The organism is Sphingobacterium kyonggiense (assembly GCF_039536825.1).
GTDB classification, from domain to species: domain Bacteria; phylum Bacteroidota; class Bacteroidia; order Sphingobacteriales; family Sphingobacteriaceae; genus Sphingobacterium; species Sphingobacterium kyonggiense.
In genome coordinates, this window is record NZ_BAAAZI010000006.1 from 216,280 (window position 1) to 232,765 (window position 16,486).

General features: G+C 36.7%; 16 protein-coding genes. 9 read left to right on the forward strand and 7 right to left on the reverse strand.

Annotated features, from left to right (window positions below; genetic code table 11):
- The first annotated feature begins 39 nt into the window (after positions 1-39).
- From ABD676_RS05785 to ABD676_RS05805, 5 genes are all read left to right on the forward strand, one after another.
- The gene (locus ABD676_RS05785; RefSeq protein WP_344673646.1) at positions 40-777 is read left to right on the forward strand and encodes a DUF4290 domain-containing protein; all 738 of its coding nucleotides are present in this window, start codon (positions 40-42) and stop codon (positions 775-777) included.
- 185 nt (positions 778-962) lie between these two features.
- Positions 963-2,288 carry a UDP-N-acetylglucosamine 1-carboxyvinyltransferase gene (murA, locus tag ABD676_RS05790; protein ID WP_344673647.1) on the forward strand — a complete coding sequence of 442 codons (1,326 nt, stop codon included), beginning with the start codon at positions 963-965 and terminating at the stop codon, positions 2,286-2,288.
- A 107-nt stretch (positions 2,289-2,395) separates the two neighbouring features.
- Positions 2,396-3,025, forward strand: a complete 630-nt coding sequence (locus ABD676_RS05795) for a YceI family protein (protein WP_344673648.1) — start codon at positions 2,396-2,398, stop codon at positions 3,023-3,025.
- Positions 3,026-3,134: 109 nt separating this feature from the next.
- Complete coding sequence (gene rlmH / locus ABD676_RS05800) at positions 3,135-3,608, forward strand: 23S rRNA (pseudouridine(1915)-N(3))-methyltransferase RlmH (RefSeq protein ID WP_344673649.1); 474 nt, start codon at positions 3,135-3,137, stop codon at positions 3,606-3,608.
- A 54-nt stretch (positions 3,609-3,662) separates the two neighbouring features.
- Positions 3,663-3,794 (forward strand): hypothetical protein, encoded by a 132-nt coding sequence (locus tag ABD676_RS05805; RefSeq protein ID WP_344673650.1) that lies wholly within the window; start codon positions 3,663-3,665, stop codon positions 3,792-3,794.
- A 325-nt stretch (positions 3,795-4,119) separates the two neighbouring features.
- Here the strand turns inward: ABD676_RS05805 and ABD676_RS05810 are convergent, their stop codons facing one another.
- Both ABD676_RS05810 and ABD676_RS05815 read right to left on the reverse strand, forming a co-directional pair.
- The gene (locus ABD676_RS05810; RefSeq protein ID WP_344673651.1) at positions 4,120-4,581 is read right to left on the reverse strand and encodes an NUDIX hydrolase; all 462 of its coding nucleotides are present in this window, start codon (positions 4,579-4,581) and stop codon (positions 4,120-4,122) included.
- 89 nt (positions 4,582-4,670) lie between these two features.
- Positions 4,671-5,408, reverse strand: coding sequence for a hypothetical protein (locus ABD676_RS05815; RefSeq protein WP_344673652.1), 738 nt, complete (start codon positions 5,406-5,408; stop codon positions 4,671-4,673).
- A gap of 139 nt (positions 5,409-5,547) precedes the next feature.
- On the opposite strand from ABD676_RS05815, the gene ABD676_RS05820 reads away from it, so the two are divergent.
- A complete protein-coding gene (locus tag ABD676_RS05820; protein ID WP_344673653.1) occupies positions 5,548-7,965 on the forward strand; it encodes an alpha-ketoacid dehydrogenase subunit alpha/beta in 2,418 nt (805 codons plus the stop codon).
- A 38-nt stretch (positions 7,966-8,003) separates the two neighbouring features.
- On the opposite strand, the gene ABD676_RS05825 is transcribed toward ABD676_RS05820, so the two are convergent.
- From ABD676_RS05825 to ABD676_RS05845, 5 genes are all read right to left on the reverse strand, one after another.
- A complete protein-coding gene (locus ABD676_RS05825; protein ID WP_344673654.1) occupies positions 8,004-8,873 on the reverse strand; it encodes an ROK family protein in 870 nt (289 codons plus the stop codon).
- A complete protein-coding gene (aroC, locus tag ABD676_RS05830) occupies positions 8,860-9,945 on the reverse strand; it encodes a chorismate synthase (RefSeq protein ID WP_344673655.1) in 1,086 nt (361 codons plus the stop codon). The genes ABD676_RS05825 and aroC overlap by 14 nt, the downstream gene beginning before the upstream one ends.
- Positions 9,946-10,008: 63 nt before the next feature.
- Positions 10,009-11,259 (reverse strand): 3-phosphoshikimate 1-carboxyvinyltransferase, encoded by a 1,251-nt coding sequence (gene aroA, locus ABD676_RS05835; protein WP_344673656.1) that lies wholly within the window; start codon positions 11,257-11,259, stop codon positions 10,009-10,011.
- A gap of 1 nt (position 11,260) precedes the next feature.
- Positions 11,261-12,367, reverse strand: coding sequence for a chorismate mutase (locus ABD676_RS05840; RefSeq protein WP_344673657.1), 1,107 nt, complete (start codon positions 12,365-12,367; stop codon positions 11,261-11,263).
- A 36-nt stretch (positions 12,368-12,403) separates the two neighbouring features.
- Positions 12,404-13,234 (reverse strand): prephenate dehydratase, encoded by an 831-nt coding sequence (locus ABD676_RS05845; RefSeq protein WP_344673658.1) that lies wholly within the window; start codon positions 13,232-13,234, stop codon positions 12,404-12,406.
- Between the two features lie 907 nt (positions 13,235-14,141).
- Here ABD676_RS05845 and ABD676_RS05850 point away from each other — a divergent pair.
- From ABD676_RS05850 to ABD676_RS05860, 3 genes are read left to right on the forward strand one after another with little or no spacing between them, the layout of a single operon-like run.
- Positions 14,142-14,996, forward strand: a complete 855-nt coding sequence (locus tag ABD676_RS05850) for an EamA family transporter (protein WP_344673659.1) — start codon at positions 14,142-14,144, stop codon at positions 14,994-14,996.
- Positions 14,993-15,610, forward strand: coding sequence for an IMPACT family protein (locus ABD676_RS05855; RefSeq protein ID WP_344673660.1), 618 nt, complete (start codon positions 14,993-14,995; stop codon positions 15,608-15,610). Before ABD676_RS05850 ends, ABD676_RS05855 begins: the two co-directional genes overlap by 4 nt.
- Positions 15,607-16,461: a nucleoside phosphorylase gene (locus ABD676_RS05860; protein ID WP_344673661.1), complete on the forward strand. Its 855-nt coding sequence runs from the start codon at positions 15,607-15,609 to the stop codon at positions 16,459-16,461. The genes ABD676_RS05855 and ABD676_RS05860 overlap by 4 nt, the downstream gene beginning before the upstream one ends.
- The last annotated feature ends 25 nt before the right edge of the window (positions 16,462-16,486 follow it).

Below are 16,486 nucleotides of genomic sequence, written 5' to 3' on the forward strand. Positions count from 1 at the left end.
AACAAAAATAAATTGCCACCTAGGCAAATCTAAAAATATATGATTTTTGACTACAACAGTACACGACCTAAATTAATCCTAGCAGAATATGGTAGGAATGTGCAAAATATGGTGGATTATATCTGTACGCTGACCGATAGGGACGAGCGCAATCGCCTGGCACAAGTGGTTATTGATATGATGGGTGTTTTAAATCCTCATCTTCGTGATGTTTCGGATTTTAAACATAAACTATGGGATCACCTGTATATTATTTCTGATTTTAAGATTGATGTCGACTCGCCATATCCTATTCCAACAAAGGAAAATGTTCATCACAAACCTGAAATATTAAATTACCCTAATCACCAGATTCGGTTTAAACATTATGGATATACCGTAGAGGAGATGATTCGTAAAGCGAAAGCAATTCCAAATGATGAGGCTAAAGCAAAAATGACTTTGGGAATTGCCAATTTTATGAAGATGGCATATATGACCTGGAATAAGGATTCAGTTTCTGATGAGCAGATTTTAAGTGACCTAACAGCATTGTCAGGTGGTGAACTTAGATTGCCTGCAGATACTACACTAACTAAGGTTGATTTCAAAACTCCTCCTCCGGGGAACCGCATTAAGAGCAACAACCCGGGTGGTTCAAGCAGCAGCAATCAATCGTATTCAGGGCAAAAGAAAAACAATAACAACAACAATAATAACAACCATAAGAAATCACCTTCTGGTAAAAGGCCCATGAATAACAATAACATGAATAGAAAGAATAATTATCAAAAATAATTGATGATTAGTGGGGTGTTCTGCAGAACAATTTACTCTTTTGGAGTTGAATTTGCTAGTGGATTACCGTTTAAAAATCTTGATTCATTACACGAAGTAAATCTTCTATAAACAATACGGAATACCAAGAAGAAGAGCTGTTGAACAGCCCTTCTTTTTGGTTTACAAGTGACGCTAAACAGAATATGAACGCATTTGAAATACATGGTGGTAAACCACTAAAAGGGGAGATTGTCCCTCAAGGAGCAAAGAATGAAGCATTGCAAATTCTATCTGCAGTATTATTGACAGAAGAAAAAATGACTATCAGTAATGTTCCAAACATTAAAGATGTCAATAAGCTGATCGATTTATTAGCTGCCTTAGGTGTAACAGTAAATCGTCTTAATGAAGATACATATGAATTCGAGGCGAAAAATATCAATATTGATTATTTCCAGTCGGAGGAATTCAAACGTCAAGGTGGAGGATTACGCGGGTCCATTATGATTGTAGGTCCTTTATTGGCTCGTTTCGGGAAAGCGGCAATTCCAAAACCAGGTGGTGATAAAATTGGTCGAAGAAGATTGGACACACACTTTTTAGGCTTTGAGAAACTAGGAGCTAAGTTTGTTTATGATGCTGAAAACCATTTCTTCAATGTAGATGCTACGCAACTAAAAGGCACTTATTTATTGTTGGATGAGGCTTCAGTTACTGGAACAGCAAATATTGTAATGGCTGCGGTTTTGGCAAAAGGAACCACGACGATTTATAATGCTGCTTGTGAGCCTTATTTACAACAACTTTGTAAGATGTTGAACCGTATGGGAGCTAAAATTAGTGGTATTGGTTCGAATCTACTAACGATCGAAGGTGTTGAACGTCTTGGAGGTACAGAACACCGCATGCTGCCTGATATGATTGAGATTGGCTCTTTCATTGGTTTGGCAGCCATGACTGGTTCTGAAATTACCATTAAAAATGTTTGTTTCAATGAGTTGGGGATTATTCCAACAGTATTTTCTCGTTTAGGAATTAAATTTGAATTGCGTGGTGATGATATTTTTATCCCTGCACAGGAAAATTATGAGATTGATACTTTTATTGATGGGTCCATCTTAACAATTTCTGATTCTCCATGGCCAGGATTTACGCCTGACTTATTAAGTATTGTTTTAGTTACTGCCATTCAGGCGAAAGGAAATGTGTTGATTCACCAAAAAATGTTTGAGAGCCGCTTATTCTTCGTGGATAAATTAATTGATATGGGTGCTCAAATCATTTTATGTGATCCACACCGTGCAACCGTAATAGGCTTGAATAAACAAAATAAACTGCGTGGAATTGAGATGACCTCTCCTGATATCCGTGCAGGGGTTTCATTATTGATTGCTGCGCTATCAGCACAAGGAAAGTCTGTAATTTATAACATTGAGCAAATCGAGCGTGGATATCAACATATTGAAGAAAGATTAAAAGCTTTAGGTGCAGATATCCGTAGAATTGAAGCACAACCTTTAGGGCATTAAACTTTAAAGAAATGTCTGCATATTGTTAAAAAAATAATGTAGGGTTGTCAATGCAATTTGGCAACCCTATTTTTGTGTCAATATAATAAATGTTCAAACATATAAAAATGAAAAAAATCACATTACTATCAGCCATCGCGGCAATCGTTCTAGCATCATGTGCTGGAAACCCAGAAGGTAAAAAAGCAGAAACGAAGGATTCAGTAGCAACTACAGCTGAAGTTGTTGGATCGTCGTACAGCTTAGATACTGCTGCTTCTAAATTAGTTTGGAAAGGAACTAAAGTAACTGGTGCTCACACTGGAACAGTAAATTTCAAATCTGGTTCATTAAACGTAGATAATGGAAAATTAACTGGTGGAAACTTTGTACTTGATATGACTTCAATCAGCTCAACTGATTTAGAAGGTGAATACAAAGAGAAATTGGATGGCCACTTAAAAGCTGACGATTTCTTCGCAGTAGATAAAAATCCTGAAGCATCATTTACTGTTACTGAGGTTAAGCCAGGTGCAACTGATCAAGATGTTGTGGTTTCTGGAAACCTAGTTATCAAAGGAATCAGCAAAAACATTACTTTCGACGCGAAAGTAGTTGAAGCTACTGAAGCAGCAATCAAAGCTACTGCAAACTTCAATATCGAACGTGCTGAATGGGGTGTGAACTACACTGGAAAAGAAGATGATTTGATCTCTAAACAAATCAATTTCGACGTAACTATCGCTGCAAAGAAATAAAAATTGTTTATAAATTAATTGCCCTTGGTTCTTGCCAAGGGCTTTTTTTGTGACTAATCAAGCGCAATTGACCATTTTTATTAATTTTGCTGCTTAACTCTGCAATTAAATGAAAATCACTTTAGTCTGTATCGGTAAAACAGATGATAAACATATTCTTGATGGAATCGAAGTTTATACAAAGCGTCTGAAACATTATTGTACTTTTCAGCTATTGGTGATTCCAGATATTAAAAACGTTAAGAATTTAAGTCAGGAACAGCAAAAGGAAAAAGAAGGGCAACTGTTACTTAAAAACATAAGTAATCAAGATTACGTTATTTTACTAGATGAGCGTGGGAAAGAGTTAAGTTCAATGGAGTTTTCAGGCTTTCTAGAGAAGCAAATGGTCAATGGGGTGTCTAACCTTGTATTATTCGTCGGAGGGCCTTACGGCTTCTCAGAAGAGGTTTATTCAAGAGCTAATTATAAGCTCTCCTTGTCACGAATGACTTTTTCTCATCAAATGATCAGGATGTTCTTTGTGGAGCAATTATATAGAGCATTTACGATTATGCGGGGAGAACCTTATCATCATGAATAATTTTATGTAAATTGTATGATATTTGCATCTATATAATATAAGAAGGAGGAGAAAATGGATTTAGATAAATTTAAAAGAGATTATAAGTATAAGAGTCAGGAGGGTGCTCATGGTGCTGATGTCAATAAATGGATCATCATCATCGGAGGGGCTATCGTCATATTGTTAGCTTATTTATTCACATAAGAAGCGTTTTAATTAAAACAGGTGAAGACCTCAGATTAATAGTTCGTATTGTAACAAGAACTATTAATCTGAGGTCTTGTTTTATGTGTGTATTTGTGGAGTAATTTTTTGAATTTTTGAAAAGAAGATTGTTTGTGTATAAGAAAAAAATAAGGCGATACGGGGAGTATCGCCTTAAAATCACACTAACTATTAATAAAACCCTATAGAACTAGGTGTTTTCAAAACATAGATCTTGGCGATGAATTTTCATCTTATTTCCAAGACCTAATGTAAAAGTAAAAACCTTTTATTATAAAATCAAATAAAAGTTGCAACATTTATATTATAATTGAATTTTGTCAGCTATTTTTAAAAATTCAACCCACGCAACTTTGTCGGTTTTAAAGGTAAGCTCCTTTTCTTGAAGTTTTTTTATTGGAATTAAGCGAAATGCCTGTAACTTACCTTCAATAGATTTTTCTGTAAAATCAAAACAAATTGAACGGATATTAAGATTGATTTGTGTTAAATTCCGCACAAGATAGTAAATAGAAATTATCTGGCTTTCATTAAAACTCGATTTCTCATAAAAATCCGTTGTATAAATATGTTGAAGAACTTCGATTTCCATTCCAGTCTCTTCCATAAATTCTCTTTTAAGAGCATCTATTAGACCTTCACCATACTCTAGACCTCCGCCAGGAAACTTGGTGAATGAAACATTTTCAGTTCGCTCATCACTAATTAAAACCTCTCCATGTTCATTTATTAAGATTCCATATACACGGACATTAAATAGAAACATACTTTTATTTTATAGTTTTATTAGGAATTGGAAAGGATAATATTACCCTTTCCAATTCCTAAATAATAATTTTAAATTCTTCGGATGATTTATAAAGGTTGGAAACCGTTTTCAATAGCATTTTCATCCATACCCACTAAGGAGTAATGTCTTGGTAAAAACCAAGAAATGGTATTCATAGCGTGACGATACTCCTTTTCATTTGCAAAGTTCTTAGGAGTCAAGTTGAGTACCAGGTCTTGACTTACTTTTTCTTCATCGGTGTAATTTCTAGCAATTAGCATGATTAGTGGGTTGTGTACCCCTGAAAATTGTAGAAAGTCACGCATATGTTGTCTCACAAAAGCAGGAAGAATTGTTTCCGAAGGTTGGCCAGTAAGGATCTCCTCTTGGCTACCGATAGCGAAATCGTCCGTGTTTTTGGAGAAAAAATGTTCGTCTGTATAAAATTCCCCATTTAGCTCTAGGTTTAATAAATCACCATAAGTAAACATCCAATCCGGTTGTTCTTTTTGGGTGTTTATAGCAACACCAAATCCGTTTTTTAATATTAAAGGCAATTTGCTTTTGATAACGAAAGCTTGGAAATTTTCTCCGTTTGCAACATTTCGTAAATTGAAATAGGGGAAACCATCATTACTCATGATAATTTCAGGCTCAGCTACAGCAAGGTTTGCTTCAGATATCTGCGTAATAAAATCAGCTATCCACTGGGAATCGCGTTCTTCTAAGGGAATGCTCAATAAATTGTTGATCGCAATGGTCTTCTCTAAATCTCCTAATGGCTCTGCACCACTGCTTGCATCAAAAAAATGAATATTACTCATATGAATTTCAAAATACGGCTAAAAGTAGTGAATAATTGCTAATGTTAAGTGTTTAATTCAAATTTACTTGCTAAAGATTTGGCAGAATTAAGATATACAGGTTTATTTTATTACTTTTGTTAAAAAAGGAAACACTTTAATGTCAGATTTAAACACGACAAGACCAGTGCAATTTAACTCAGAAAAAATTAGTTATGAGGAATTCCGCCAGGTACTCATAGACGATTATAAACTAGCCGTTGAAAGCCGATTTGTAAGTTTGTTAGGAAGAAAGGAAGTGCTAACGGGGAAAGCTAAATTCGGTATTTTCGGAGATGGTAAGGAGCTGGCACAAATTGCTTTAGCTAAGGTTTTTAAGCCTGGCGATTGGCGCTCAGGTTACTACCGTGATCAGACGCTAGCCTTTTCTTTGGGTATTAGTTCAATTTATCATTTCTTTTCGCAATTATATTCCAATCCTGATCTTGAAGCTGATACTTCTTCTGGAGGACGCCAAATGGTTGCTCATTTTTCTACGCGCTTATTAGATGAAGATGGGGAATGGCTAGATCAGAATGCGCAGGTGAACTCCTTTTCTGATGTTTCCACTACTGGTGGGCAAATGGCTCGTATTTTAGGGCTGGGTTTAGCATCCAAATTATATAAAGAACATCCTGGTCTTTCTCATCGTGAAAAGTTCACTAAAGAGGGGAAAGAGGTCGTGTTTTGTACCATTGGTAATGCATCGACTTCTGAAGGCGTGTTTTGGGAAGTTGTGAATGCTGCAGGTGTAAAACAAATTCCTGTGGTGATTTCCATTTGGGATGATGGTTATGGCATTTCTGTGCCAAACGAAGTGCAAACTACAAAAGGTGATATTTCTTCCGTTCTTAGAGGTTTTCAAGAGGATGAGAAGGGCAATGGCTACCAGATTTTTAAGGTAAAAGGATGGGATTATGCCGGCCTTTGTGAGGTGTATGAAAAAGCCGCTGATTATGCGCGAAATGAAGGTAAACCTTGTATTGTGCATGTGTATGAAATGACACAGCCTCAAGGGCACTCCTCATCTGGTTCGCATGAACGTTATAAAACAGCAGAACGATTAACTTGGGAAAACGATTTTGATTGTAATGCAAGAATGCGTACTTGGTTATTAGAATCAGGAATTGCTGAAGAAGAGGAATTAAACGAAATAGAATCCGATGCAAAAGATCTCGTTCGTCAAGAACAGAAACGTGCATGGGTAGATTATAAAAAGACATTACAAGTTGACTTGTCAGAAGCCATAGAACTTCTGAAAGGAATAAACCACCATGCTGTGGAAATCCCTTTAAAGACTTTACTCTCCATGACCGAACTTTCTTTAAAGGAAGTTTATGTGAATGTTCGTCGGGTGATCCGCGAGCTTCGAGGGATAGAAGTTGAAGGGAAGGAAGCCTTATTGGAATGGTATAAAGGCAGTAAGGAAATTAATCATTCCAGATTCAACGATAAGTTATTTACCGACTCTAAATATTCGCCATTACGTGTTCAAGAGGTTTCTGCAGAATACGATCAAGATGCAGCCATAGTTGATGGTCGTGAAGTTTTGAATGCATGTTTTCGAGAAAACTTTCATAAGGATGCTCGATTATTAGCATTTGGTGAAGATGTTGGAAAGATAGGCGATGTAAACCAAGGATTTGCTGGTCTACAAGAAGAATTTGGTGTTGAACGTATATTTGATACAGGTATTCGCGAGACTGCTATCATAGGTAAGGGAATAGGCTTAGCTGTAAGAGGGTTTAGACCAATTGCGGAAATCCAATATTTAGATTATTTGATTTATGCTTTCCCGGTTTTAAGTGATGATTTAGCTAGCTTAAGCTACCGAACAAAAGGGCAACAGAAGGCGCCTTTAATTGTGCGTACGCGTGGACACCGACTTGAAGGTATTTGGCACTCAGGTTCGCCGATGTCCGTTTTATTAGGTGGATTAAGAGGTGTACATATTTGTGTTCCTCGAAACATGACACAGGCAGCAGGAATGTATAATACCTTATTGCAAGGTGATGAACCTGCCTTAGTGATTGAATGTTTGAATGGCTATCGTTTAAAAGAGAAAATGCCTAATAACGTTGCTGAATTCACCGTTCCTATTGGAAAGGCAGAATTACTACGTGAGGGATCTGATGTTACAGTTGTGTCTTATGGCTCTACCTTGCGTATAGTTCAAGAGGCTGCCTTAGAATTGGAAAAAGTAGGTATTTCTATTGAAATTATAGATGCCCAGTGTTTACAGCCTTTTGACAGGGATCAAATCAGTGCATTATCCTTGCAGAAAACAAATCGTCTATTAGTAGTGGATGAGGACTTCCCAGGAGGAGCTTCTTCATATTTAACACATGAAATATTGGAAAAACAAGGAGGATATTACTTCTTAGATTCCAAACCTAAAACATTATCAGCAAAAGCACATCGTCCTCCTTATGGTTCAGATGGTGATTATTTCACTAAACCAGCAGTCGATGATGTTGTAGAAGCTGCATATCAGATTATGTCTGATAGCAATCCAAAAAAATATCCTCCTTTGTTCTAAGGAGGATATTTCCATTTATTTTTAGCTTACGATTTATCTTATTCTGAGAATAATGCTGCAGCACCTATGATGGCAGCATGTTCTTGATATTTACCGATTTCAATTTGATAATCCGCTAAGATGCTTTTATCTGTAAAGATCTTGTCCCAAGCATTTACAATGTTTCCTCCAATGACGAAATATTTACATTGATATTTCTCGCTGAAAAACTTCAAGAAATTAGCTAGATTTTCACTGTATTCCTGGAGTAATTGCTTTGTTTCATCTTTGTCCGGGTAATCTGCTAAAATTTCTTTTAATCCCTTTTCTTCAATTCCAGTCAATTCTTTGAATCTTCTGACAAACCAACGTGTCACTAAATACTCTTCAAAAATAGAATCTTGGTAGGGGGTATCCCAAAGATTAGCATCAAATGCTTTTTCTCCATTCCGCCATACTGCTGATCCTAATCCAGTACCTAAGGTAACACCCAAAATACATTCATGATGATCTAGGCCACATCCAAAAACTTCCCCTTGAAGGAAAGCTGCTGCATCATTGATATAGCGAATGGACAACTCTTGTCCTAAACCTTCTAAGATTGGTTCAGTTACACAGATATTATAAAGGCTGTCATATTTGGATTGACCTTTCATTAGCGCAATTCCATGATCATAATCAAAGGGTCCTGGAGCAGCTATTCCTACTTGATTAATACTATGATTGAATTTATCTAAACAGGCTTTCATGTTGTTTGTCCAAGAAGAGAAAATCGTTTTAGCATTTTCTAATGAATTAACGCTAGATCTTGTAATTGTTTCCTCCACAATGGTCCAGGTGGACTTCTCCACTACTGCTGATGTGATATGTGTTCCCCCGATATCACAAGATAGGATATAATCGCTTTTAGGCATTTTATTTATAGGCATTGAACTTCAGGAGGTGATCAGCAATCACTAAAGCTGCCATAGCTTCCACAATAATTACTGCTCTAGGTACAACGCATGGGTCATGTCTTCCTTTCCCCGAAATCGTTGTGTCTTGGCCTTCTTCGTTGATGGTTGCTTGGTCTCTCATAATGGTTGCAACAGGCTTAAATGCTGTTTTAAAGGTAATGTCCATCCCATTGGATATCCCACCTTGAATACCACCTGAAAAATTGGTTAACGTCTTAACTTTCGAATTCTCATTGACAAAGATATCATTATGTTCCGAACCCTTCATAAAAGAACCTTCAAAACCAGATCCATATTCAAAGCCGTGTACTGCATTAATGCTCATCATTGCTTTGGCTAAATCTGCATGAAGTTTATCAAAAACAGGTTCTCCTAATCCTACAGGAACATTTCTGATTACTGTCGATATTCTTCCTCCAACGGTATCTCCATTCTTGCGAATACCATCGATAAACTCAGCCATTTCGTTCGCTGTTGCAGGATCTGCACAACGAACAATATTGTCCTCGCGGATTTGTAATAAAGCATTTAAATCAGCTGAGTCAATGTTTGGTGCTTCAATATGACCTACTCCTGAAACATGAGCAAAGATTTCAATGCCATGTTTTTTCAAGAACAATTTTGCAATTGCACCTGCAGCTACACGAGCTGCTGTTTCCCGAGCAGACGAACGTCCGCCTCCGCGGTAATCACGAATACCATATTTCTGCTGATAGGTGAAATCAGCGTGGGAAGGTCTGAATTTGTCTTGAATATGCGAGTAGTCCTTTGAGCGTTGATCCTCATTGGGGATAATTATAGCAATAGGCGTTCCGGTAGATTTTCCTTCAAATACACCAGAAAGGATTTGTGCTGTGTCGCTTTCTTTTCTTTGTGTCGTGATTTTTGATTGGCCAGGTTTCCGTTTGTCTAATTCTGATTGGATAAATTCCTCATCAATTTCGATCAAAGATGGACAACCATCGATAATTACACCAATTGCTTTCCCGTGAGATTCGCCGAATGTTGTAATCTTAAAAATATCGCCAAAAGAATTTCCTGCCATAATGCTATAATGCTCGTAAATATATGAATTTGATGTTAAATTTAATATGCCTTGCGCAAAAGATTAACCGTGAATGTGGAATCCTTGTGCTTTTAGATGTTCCCAATATGTCGGATAGGATTTCTCGACAACCATAGGTTCTTCAATGATGACTTTTGGAAATACCAATGCTAAAGGAGCAAAGGCCATTGCCATTCGATGGTCTTCGTAAGTCCCAAAAGTAATTGTATCTGGGGTAATTACAGAAGCTGTTTTTAAGTGATAAACCTCATTGTCTTCGATTAACTGAGCACCGAATTTTCCGATTTCAGTTTGTAGGGCCAATATACGATCAGTTTCTTTGATCTTTAAAGTTTCTAACCCCGTGAAAGAAACATCTTTTTTCATAGCAGAGGCAATAACTACTACCGTCTGCGCCAAATCTGGACATTCTTTAAAATCGAATAAAGTCTTGTCTGATTTCGTATCTACCTTTTTAAGATGAAGGCCATCCTTTTCAAAAGAAGATTCTACTTGGAAATGCTTCATGATCTCCACAATGGCCATATCACCTTGAAGGCTGTGCTCTTTTAATCCGGGTAATACGATATGTCCGTTTTCTGAAAGAGCTACAATAGAATACCAATATGAAGCAGCACTCCAATCCGGTTCTACGTAAATCGTATTTTCTTGATAATCTTGCTTAGCAATGCTGATTTGATTTTCTGTGAAATTGTAATCTATTCCACATTCTTTCAGCATTTCCAGTGTCATGGTCACATATGGACGCGATGTTAATTCGCCTTGGATATTGATTGTGAGACCTTTTTTAAGATTTGCAGCAATCAATAGGAGTGAGGAGATGTACTGACTACTGACATTTCCCTGAATAGCGATACTGTCTTTTCCTTGGATCATTCCACCTTCAATTTTTAATGGCGGATAACCAGATTTTTTCTCATAGTGAATATCTGCACCTAAATCCTTAAGGGCATCAACTAAAATCCCGATTGGTCTTTGTTGCATGCGTTCAGTACCAGTCAGGATAAAGTTTCCCTTAACCAAGTTAAGGTAAGAGGATAAAAAACGCATAGCTGTACCTGCAGGACCAATGTCAATTAAATTATCACCGTCCTGAGGGTTTGCAGCTTTCTTCAATGCGGCCTTTAAGGTAACTGTATCAGCTGCTTCAGAGAGATTCTTAACTTGAACCAAGCCTTTGCTCAAAGCTTGGATAATTAGAGCACGGTTGCTCTCTGACTTTGAACCTGTCAACTGAACCGTGCCCTGAATATTTTTTGAAGGATGTGTTATTTCAATGCTTTCCACCGACATCTTAAGCCTCCGCTACTGTTTTAGCATTCATCACTTCATTTTGCTTACGAATAGACTCGTTGTGCAACAACTCTAAGTATTTTACGGTGAATTCCTCACTTAGGTTCAAAACATTTGCCAATTGAACACGTTTCTGAACAATTTCATCCCAACGACTAACTTGAAGAATCGTTACATTATTATCACGTTTGAACTCTCCGATTTTCTCGGCAATTTTCATACGGTCAGCGATTTGTTTGATGATCTGATCATCCAATTTGTCGATCTGTCCACGTAATTCTGTTAATTTATCTTCGAAAGCTGGGTTATTAGACTCCGGCTTACGAACTGAAATATTATCTAAAAGCTCAGATAAAGCAGCAGGAGTAACCTGTTGTTTAGCATCTGTCCAAGCTACTGATGGGTCTATATGTGATTCGATAATTAAACCTTGCATATCCATATCCATAGCTTTTTGCGTCACGTATGGGATTAACTCACGATTACCACAAATATGGCTAGGGTCATTAATGATAGGCAAATCTGGTGCTATTGTTTTCAATTGAATAGCTAAATCCCACATTGGCTCATTTCGGAATGCTGTTTTCTCATAAGAAGAGAAACCACGGTGGATAGCACCTAATTTCTTGATACCAGCTCTATTTACACGCTCTAATGCACCGATCCATAAAGAAAGATCTGGATTCACTGGGTTTTTAACTAAAACTGGAACATCTACTCCTTGAAGGGCATCAGCGATCTCTTGTACGGTGAATGGGTTTGCTGTGGAACGAGCACCAATCCATAATACATCTACACCTGCAGCTAAAGCTTCCTCCACGTGTTTTGCTGTTGCTACCTCAGTAGCGGTCAACAAACCTGTCTCTTCTTTAGCACGTTTCAACCACTCTAATCCAATGCTTCCAATACCTTCGAATTCTCCTGGACGCGTACGAGGTTTCCAGATACCAGCACGTAGAACATTCACCTTACCCGTATTGGCTAGTAAATGTGCAGTGGATACCAATTGCTCTTCTGTCTCTGCACTACAAGGTCCCGCGATGATTAATGGTTTATCTCCTGTATCTAACCAAGATTTTAAAGGAAGGATGTCTAATGAATGTTTCATTTTATGTTTTTTTTAATAGTTTCTAATGATAATAAATTATATTTTTTCGTTTTTGATGTACTCGCCCATGATGCTGAAATTCACCGTATGTTTAAGTACTTTTCGGATCGCTGCATCATAGTCAGCTTGTTTCTTCCATTCGACGTCTACATAGAAATCATACTCATTTCTACGTCCTACGACAGGCATGGATTGAATCTTGCTCAAGTTTACATTCTGTTCTGCGAAGCATTGAAGTACAGAAGCTAGGGCGCCAATAGCATGTGATGTTTGAAAAGAAAGGGAAGCTTTGTTCGCATTCTTTTGTTCTTCTAATTCATTGGATAAAATCAGGAAGCGTGTCGAGTTCTTTTTATTGGTTTCAATACGTTTTTCCACGATTTCCAATCCATATAGTTTAGCTGCGGCCTCACTAGCAATTGCCGCGGTATGGGTTAGTTTTTCTTCTTTAATTTTTTTTGCGCAAGCAGCTGTATCCATTCCTTCCTTAATTGTCCATTCAGGATGATCTGATAGGAATTCATCACATTGGCGGATGGCTATAGGATGAGATTCTACAAATTGAATATCCGTCAATTTCACACCTGGCAAGGCCAATAAATGTTGTTGAATGTTCAAGTGAACTTCTCCAATGATGTGGAATCTATAATCTCTTAAAAGGTTGTAATTTGGAAGGATGCTTCCTGCAATCGAGTTCTCTATTGCCATCACCACATAATCTGCCTTGCCTTGTTTCAGCATTTCGCAGGTTTGCTTGAATGATGCACATTCTAAGGTTTCAATATCTCTTCCGAAATATTTATATGCTGCTTCCTCATGAAAGGAGGCTTTTACACCTTGGATAGCAATTTTAATTTTCTCACTCATATTATCTTGTTGTACAATTTTTAAATGTCAAAAAAAAGGTCCCTAACTTTTCAGCAGGGACCTCATGTATCTTTACCAATACCATATACTAGTCCCTGCTCTTATCATAAAAATAAAAGAACCAGAAGTTGCTATATGTATATTGCTTTTGCATTTCCCGTTTAATTTGTTTCAAATATAGGGCTTCTTGTTATAAGTGCAAAATATTTTTTAAAAGTAAAGTAAAAAAACATTGTTTAAACCTGAAAAATATTGTAAAAAAATGAAAAAATATACGTTAAAAAATACTTAAAAAAACCATATATTTTGCTCGTTATTTTTGTTGTTAAAATCATTAAAATATCATTTTAAATGATTTAAATAATGTTTTTGTGAATTTATGAGTCAATTTTTGTTATTTTTTTATGATTAAAACCTATTGAAAATAGTCATTTTTTTTGTTAAAAAAACGTGTGAAAAATTGTCTTATTTTATGTGTTTAAAATATTGAATATTTAATATGTTTTTAACATAAATTTGGGTGTTAAATCATAAAATTATTGAATTTGCCAATCATATTTATGGAAATTCAAGACTTCAAGACTCTTTAATTTAGTCTTGAAAGTTTAATATTATGATAAAATCTATCACTTTTCAGTTTATGACTGTATTGCTCACCTTGATAACTTCGTGTTCATATAATCTCGATCATGATAAACAGAAGGTTGTACAGGAAATAAGGAAAACAGCAAATCCAAAAGAGGGTTTGGATACAGTGCAAGTTATAATTCCAAAACGATTGATATTATGTACAGGAAATCGAGCTAGACTATTACAAGGTTTAAGTGCTGTTCCACCTCTAGAGAAGACTGATTAATTAGTTTTGGATATATTTGTGCCATTCAATGGATAATATACCCAAATAGACATGTTATACGTCCTACTCAGCGTGCTCTGTTCAGTTACAGTTGCTGTAATTATTAAGTTTGCAAAACAAAGGCAAGTCAATTACCTTCAGCTCCTAGTTTGGAATTACCCTATGGCTCTGCTGATGACTTACCTCATCTTAAAACCTGAATTGGTTGAATGGAACAGTGAACTTCCATGGAAGCTCTATATTGCATTAGGATTTTTACTTCCCAGTATCTTTATCTGCATAGCTATGTCCATACGCTATGGAGGTATTGTTAAAACTGAAGTTGCTCAAAGATTATCCTTATTTATTCCTTTATTGGCGGCTTTCTTTTATTTCGGGGAGCAATTACAACCTACTAAATTTATTGGTATTGCAGTTGGTCTAACAGCTATTGTGTTTTCTATTGGTTGGAATAAGAAGCAAGATGCTGAACAAAAAGGTACTTGGATCTTTCCTTTAATGGTATTCATCGGCATGGGTATTATTGACGTAATGTTTAAGCAGGTTTCTAAACTTGTCGGTATCACCTATATGTCCTCCTTATGGATTGTATTTGTATTGGCCTTTTTCTTTGCCTTTCTATTTTTAATGTATCTTCTATTCATAAAAAAGCAAAGATTTGATAAAACAGCAGTTGTATATGGTCTAATATTAGGTCTTTTTAATTTCGGGAATATCGTTTTTTATATGAAAGCTCACCGAGCTTTACCAGACAACCCATCCATTGTATTTACAGGAATGAATATCGGGGTAATTGCTGTTGGAGCATTGGTTGGGGTGTTAATATTTAAGGAGAAACTTAGCAATTACAATAAAATAGGGGTATTTTTGGCACTTATATCAGTTTTATTAATAGCATTTCTGTGAGTTTATTTGAAGATACATACCGTACTATTGATACATCAGTTGAGGGGATTTTCCGAGATAAGGGGTCTAAATTTATTGCCTACGCCTATCCCTTTCAAGATGAGGCTAACCTCAAGGATATTATTGCCGACCTTAAATCCTTACATCCCAAAGCAAGACACCACTGTTGGGCCTATCGCCTTACGCCAGATCGTTCTGTATTTCGTGTAAATGATGATGGGGAACCATCAGGAACAGCAGGACGGCCAATCCTCAATGTGCTGTTATCTCAAGACATTACCAATATTTTAGTTGTGGTGGTTCGCTATTTTGGTGGAACACTCTTAGGAGTACCTGGACTTATCAATGCTTATAAAACAGCAACACTAGAAGCTTTGAAAGAAGCCAATATCATGGAATGTACAGTCAATGATGTCTACGAGCTGACGTTTGACTGTGTTCAGATGAATGATGTTATGCGCGTCATGAAGGATGCTGAATTAAATATTTTGGGTCAAGATTTTGATACCAACTGCAAATTGCAATTTGAAATCCGTAAATTACAAGTGAACGAGGTGCTCGGAAGATTGGAAAAGATCGAGGGCATTAAGATCGCTTATTTACGAACCATATGATTAACGATTCTGAACTTATTATCAATGCAGATGGTAGCATTTACCACCTCAATCTAAAGCCTGAAGATATTGCCGATACCATTATTTTTGTAGGAGATCCCGATCGAGTACCTGAGGTATCCAAATATTTTGACCGTATCGAACTGAGAAAAGGAAAGCGGGAATTTATTACCCATACTGGTTATGTAAAGGATAAAAGGATAACCGTCATTTCTACGGGTATAGGTACAGACAATATTGATATTGTGCTTAATGAATTAGATGCTCTTGTAAATATTGATTTCCAGACACGTAGTTTAAAACCTGAAATCAAATCATTAGATATTATTCGAATTGGAACCTCTGGTTCAATTCAAGGAAATCTTGCTATGGGTACTATCTTGGCAAGTGAATATGCCATAGGTTTTGACTCGCTTATGCAGTATTATAAAAAAACGTATTCCACTCAAGAAAGCGAAATTCAGCAGGCTGTTCTTCAAACATTTGATGACCTTAGTTTCAAGCCTTATATCGGACATGCTTCCCCTGAATTGTTGAAGAAGTTTGCATTTGACTTACCAATGGGTATAACCATGACGGCTCCAGGATTCTATGGTCCCCAAGGTCGTCAACTTCGCACGCAAAATGTTTATCCTAATCTCATCCGACAAGCAAATGCCTTTCAAGTGAACAACCGTCAGATTACCAACTTGGAAATGGAAACAGCAGGAATCTATGCCCTAAGCAATTTGTTGGGTCACCATGCCTTATCCATAAATGCCATATTAGCAAGCCGTGTAAAAGAAACCTTTGCGGAAAATCCTCAAGAAATTGTAGACAAAGCCATTCAAATGGTCCTTAGCAGACTGTAGGAATTTTGTTAGATGCGTATTATCT